We start from the raw sequence: 5,507 nt of genomic DNA on the forward strand, positions 1-5,507 counted from the left end.
CAGGTCGGTTTCAATCTGTTTTTCAAACCGTTTAGTTCTTTGGTTGAGGAAGTCTTCCAAAAACTTGATACTATCGTCTTCGAGACTATATTCACGGATTTTGTTTAGCCAGTAGTCATAGTTGTAGTCATTGGTAGCGATCGCATTTTTGTGATCCTTCATGTCTCGCAGATAACCAGCATACTCAAAGGTCTTGGATGGCATGTCGGTCAGTTTCTGCTTCAGTTGCTCTAGCCGTGTGTCTCGCTGCGTTGCCAATTCCTTGAAATCTGTAACCTCTTCTTCTAGTTGGCTATAGAGTCCTCTAGTTTGGCGATAACACCAACGGGCTTGATCATAAGCAAACAGGATTTTACTGCGACAGCACAACAGATGGAAAAAAGACAAGGAAGTCTTTTCAACCAGCTTTAAGGTTTCTGGGTGACGGTTTAACCAGACCAGAACGTGACATTGCTCCGTTGGTTTCTCTTTACCGTTGTCATAGGCAAAAATTGGGCTACCAAATAACTGCCCAGATGCCATAAATTGGGGTTTTTGGTCGCTTCCCTGGAAAAAACCATCCACACAGGCATCGGCTAACGTTCTATCTTCATCCGGAGTGCCCACGGCTTCCCCATAGAGCACTAAGGTTTGTCCCAAGGAAGCTTGAATGTTGGTGGCTAGGAGGCACTCTTCGGGATTGAAGTGACTAAATTCACTGGCTGCAACGGTATTCTGGCAAGACAGGGTTAGGTCAAGGGCATAAGTATCATGAATTTTAACCGGATCAACCTGGACGGTTAGGGGAGAGCCTGCTAGTTGCAGTGGTGCAGTGTAGGTTTTGTCATCATCATCTAATAGTTCTATGTAACGGCTTGCGATCGCTGTTTGGCTGGAAGGGGATAGTATTTTTTCCGGTAAAGATTCCAGGTCTGGGATAGCTAGGGGTTCGCTGAGCTTAGCACAGTGTTGCCACAACTGATCCGCATCCGGTCGCAACTGTTCCGGTTCTTGACTTAAGTCTTGGCAGAGATGAAACCCATAAAGGGTGACGCTGGGGTTTTTGAGTCGCAAGGCGGTATCACTCATCAGCGGGAGTGTTGGGTTTTTCGGTTTCTAGGGAAGTACTCTGACGGATAGCGTTGCGTAGTTCTTCTGTCAAGTTCTTTTCATACTCAGCTTTGGCTTCAGGAGTGGGGACAGTGCCTCCAATTCCCTTCTCACCAATTGGTTCATGATCTGGGAGACTTCTACGTACTTGCTGCAAAGCAGTATTAATTTCTGGTAGTTTATTGCACCAATCTAAGAGTAATTTTGATATTTCTTGAAAATTTTCTGGAATCTTTTCCAAGAGAGTTTGTCTGTCTTGAGTATTCAACAGGTCTGGATTATTTTTTATTAAAATTGTAAACGCTTTAACGTTTTTTTGTGCAAATGTCATGTTAAATTATCCCAATTTAATTACTATAAACTACTAGTTGCCAATGGCAACGAAAGCTGCCCAATGGTAGGGGTTCTGAAAAGGTTTTTCCATAGAACCTAGGTTATAAAAGCAGTCGCCTAACTGTTCTCGGTGACTCAGACTCAAGGGCAAATGCTTTGCCCACTCCTCTAATTCTCCTTTGGTACTATCCCGAAGCCAGAGTTGCGCTTGGTTAAGGGCAACCGCTAAAGTCATCTGCTCTCCCAGATTCTGATAAAATTTAATCATCAACAACGCTGTCGATAAATCGTTTACCTTCCACAGGCTACTAACCACTGCTGGACTCCCCGCCACTAGGAAACCACTGGGTAACCCAATGTATTCATCGCTGATGTTATTGTAATCAATTAATCCGGTTTCACAAGCGGAAAGGGTGACCAGGCGACATTGTTTTAATTGTAACTCAAAGACATCATCGATAGTCAAACATTTCTCTAGGTCATATTTTTCATCTTCTACCCGTAAATAGCGCTCCGGATTGGGTTCAGCAGATGCCGGTTTGCGGGCATTTGCCAGAATTAGAGCCGATTTCCGTGGTTCTTCGTAGTTAAAGTAACCGTGACAGCTAAAATGGACATAGTGGAATGTGTTGAGAGGTTTGCTATCTATGGCGGCTTTGGTGGCAGCGTTTTCCACTAGGACTTCTGTATCTGGTGGTGGATTGAAGTAGCTTTTGATTACGTCTACTTCCATAGGAGTGTATTGTAAATCAGCACTGGGGTTTTGAACCGCAAACAGGTGGGTAAACTCTTCTGGGCGTTTTCTGGTTTCAGTAAGTTGGAGTAGTTGACAGCTAGGGGCGTAACTTACCCCTGCTGGAAAGCGATCCATCAGAATTTTAGAGTTACCTTCTCCCTGCTGAGTGTTGATAGGTAAAGCATGAAGGGGCAACAAATGTAAATACTGATGGGGGATTAAAATTAAGCGTTCGCACTCTGGGGGAATCTGCTGAATGATGTCATCTATATGAATAATTTTTGCCAACAGATGGAGGCGAGTATTCAGACGGCGTTGCCAATGGTATTTTTTGGTGTAGTAGGCTCTGAGATAACCTTTGAGCCATTTTATTAATTTGTCTAAGTCTTGTGGCTCAGATTCCCAAACGATAGGCTGCTGGGTTTGGCGGGTAAAGATGAACGTGAGCAGCTTATCCCCTGTACTGTAAAATTCTACAATGGCAGTGTTGTCATCCAACTTGTTCTGGAATTGCTCAAACTTAAAACCAGAACCAATGGGTAAGTAGCGGTCTTGTAATTCATTACGCTGCTGTCGCAATTCTTGGAGACGTTGTGCTAAGACTTTTGGATTTTCAGCTTTGCCCTGTTGGATTTGATTTTGACCTGCGGCTATTTCATCCCTATATTGTTCTAGTTGAGTGGCAACATCTACAGGAAAGATGGTTTTCAGGTCACGGCTGAGAATCTCTTCAACTAAATTGCCAGTTTTGCTCCGTTCAACATAGTCAATAGCTTCAGTGATATTAGTTAAGGCTAGGCAGGTTTCTACCATGCCTCGATAGCTTTTGTTGTTCTTTTCAGCTAGTTTAGTCTTGTATTCTTCCACTCCAGAACCAGAAATAATTTCATCTCGCAGGAATTCTACGGTTTTAATGGCAGCATCAAAAGCCTTGTAAGCTTCCGGGAAATTTTGAGCATCTCGGTAAGCAAAACCAAGGTTATTTTTACTTTCTAGATACTCTTGGGGAAAAGCTTGACGGGTGTTTACTTCTAAAGCGGATTGTAAGCAAGTTATGGCCTCTTCTAAGTTTTTTGCTTTCTCCCCTTTGATGCGGTAATAGTAAGCACCACCGAGATTATTTTGTGTCCTTGCCCAATCAATAGGAAATGCCTCAAAGGTACTGACTCTTAGAGCCTGTTGGTAACAAGCGATGGCATCTTCTATATTCTGCGCTTTATCACCTTTTATTCGTTGATAGTAAGCAGCACCGAGATTAGTTTGTGTCCTTGCCCAATCAATAGGAAATGCCTCAAAGGTACTGACTCTTAGAGCCTGTTGGTAACAAGCGATGGCATCTTCTATGTTCTGTGCTTTCTCCCCTTTGATTCGGTCATAGTAAGCAAGAGCGAGATTAGTTTGTGTCGTTGCCCAATCTTCAGGAAATGCCTCAAAGGTACTGACTTTAAGAGCCTGTTGGAAACAAGCGATGGCATCTTCTATATTCTGTGCTTTCTCCCCTTTGATTCGGTCACGGTAAGCAAGAGCGAGATTAGTTTGTGTCCTTGCCCAATCTTCAGGAAATGCCTCAAAGGTTCTGACTTTAAGAGCCTGTTGGAAACAAGCGATGGCTTGTTCTATATTCTGTGCTTTCTCCCCTTTGATTCGGTTACCGTAAGTAGCACCGAGATTAGTTTGTGTCGTTGCCCAATCTTCAGGAAATGCCTCAAAGGTACTGACTCTTAGAGCCTGTTGGAAACAAGCGATGGCATCTTCTATATTCTGTGCTTTCTCCCCTTTGATTCGGTTATAGTAAGCAGCACCGAGATTAGTTTGTGTCCTTGACCAATCTTCAGGAAATGCCTCAAAGGTTCTGACTTTAAGAGCCTGTTGGAAACAAGCGATGGCTTGTTCTATATTCTGTGCTTTCTCCCCTTTGATTCGGTTACAGTAAGCATTCCCGAGATTAGTTTGTGTCGTTGCCCAATCTTCAGGAAATGCCTCAAAGGTACTGACTTTAAGAGCCTGTTGGAAACAAGCGATGGCATCTTCTATATTCTGTGCTTTCTCCCCTTTGATTCGGTTACAGTAACCATTACCGAGATTATATTGTGTATTTGCCCATTCAATAGGAAAAGCCTCAAAGGTAAAAACTCTTAGAGCCTGTTGGTAACAAGCGATGGCATCTTCTATATTCTGTCCTTTCTCCCCTTTGATTCGGTTACAGTAAGCATTCCCGAGATTAGTTTGTGTCGTTGCCCATTCAATAGGAAATGCCTCAAAGGTTCTGACTGTTAGAGCCTGTTGGTAACAAGCGATGGCTTGTTCTATATTCTGTGCTTCTTCCCCTTTTATTCGGTCACCGTAAGCAGCACCGACATTAGTTTGTGTCGTTACCCATTCAACCGGAAAATCTTCACGGGTGAAAACAGTTAGTGCGACTTCATAGCCAGTGATGGCAATTTCCATAGTGCTGGCTTTGTCACCCAAGGGTAATTGTGCAATTAGATTGCTTAAATTTAAAATAACTGCTGCTAAGTATTTTGCTTCATCTGGTTCCGCTTCCGCTAGGATAGTTGTTGCCCAATCCCGCAACTTTTCTGCTAAAGTCTGATTAAGTTTGTCTGTATTTGTTTCCAGTAATGGGTAAACTACCTGCGCATCACCATTACTGTCTGCAGTTGCTTGTAGTACCTGTAAGAGAAAGTAAACTTGGCCATCAGATGTATTCTCAGCCATTGCCATCCACTGCTATACAATAGTTATTCAAAAAATAGACTTATTTAAAGCACCCTGGATTTACCAATCTTCCGCCATTGGCAAAACTGTCTGCTGCTATCCCTTAGGAAAAGGCAAGAGGCAGAACCTCGTCAATTATAGCATTCCTAAGAAGTCAGAAGTCAGAAGTCAGAAGTCAGAAGTCAGAAATCAGAAGTCAGAAGTGGGTAGTGCTGTATTAATATCTAACATACGAGTACCCATTAACCGCAAACGAGTACTAGTTTATCGCAAACGAGTACTCGTTTATCACATACCAGTACTCGTTTCTCGTTAACTAGTACTGGTGTATAACAAACGGGTACTGGTGTATAACAAACGGCTAACCGTTTATCACATACCAGTACTCGTTTCTCGTTAACTAGTACTGGTGTATAACAAACGGGTACTAGTTTTTCGTTAAACTGTACTTGTTTATCATTTAACAGTACTAATTTATCAGTAACTAGTACTTGTTGCTAATCGACTAGTACTTTTGTATTAAAAACCGGTACTGTTTTGTTCTTAACGAGTACCATTTCCTCACATGGTAAGAGGGAATAGGGAATAGGGAGCAGGGAGCAGGGAGCAGGCAATAGGCATGCTAGCAATA

Annotated in this window: 3 protein-coding genes; all 3 read right to left on the reverse strand. The window is 42.8% G+C overall.

The features are described 5' to 3' along the window. On the reverse strand, positions 1-1,068 hold a 1,068-nt coding region (locus F6K57_RS35560; protein WP_293072712.1), incomplete at its 3' end, for a hypothetical protein. Beyond that, positions 1,061-1,420 carry a hypothetical protein gene (locus F6K57_RS35565; RefSeq protein WP_293072714.1) on the reverse strand — a complete coding sequence of 120 codons (360 nt, stop codon included), beginning with the start codon at positions 1,418-1,420 and terminating at the stop codon, positions 1,061-1,063. The genes F6K57_RS35560 and F6K57_RS35565, both read right to left, overlap by 8 nt. Positions 1,421-1,453: 33 nt before the next feature. Then, a complete protein-coding gene (locus F6K57_RS35570) occupies positions 1,454-4,876 on the reverse strand; it encodes a CHAT domain-containing tetratricopeptide repeat protein (protein WP_293072716.1) in 3,423 nt (1,140 codons plus the stop codon). Between the last annotated feature and the right edge of the window lie 631 nt (positions 4,877-5,507).

This window comes from Moorena sp. SIO4A5 (assembly GCF_010672005.1).
Classification (GTDB): Bacteria; Cyanobacteriota; Cyanobacteriia; order Cyanobacteriales; family Coleofasciculaceae; genus Moorena.

What these genes read in the sequence shown, in the direction of transcription:
- F6K57_RS35565 (WP_293072714.1), bottom strand. Translation starts at nt 1,420, where the DNA reads ATGACATTTGCACAAAAAAACGTTAAAGCGTTTACAATTTTAATAAAA.
- F6K57_RS35570 (WP_293072716.1), bottom strand. Translation starts at nt 4,876, where the DNA reads ATGGCTGAGAATACATCTGATGGCCAAGTTTACTTTCTCTTACAGGTA.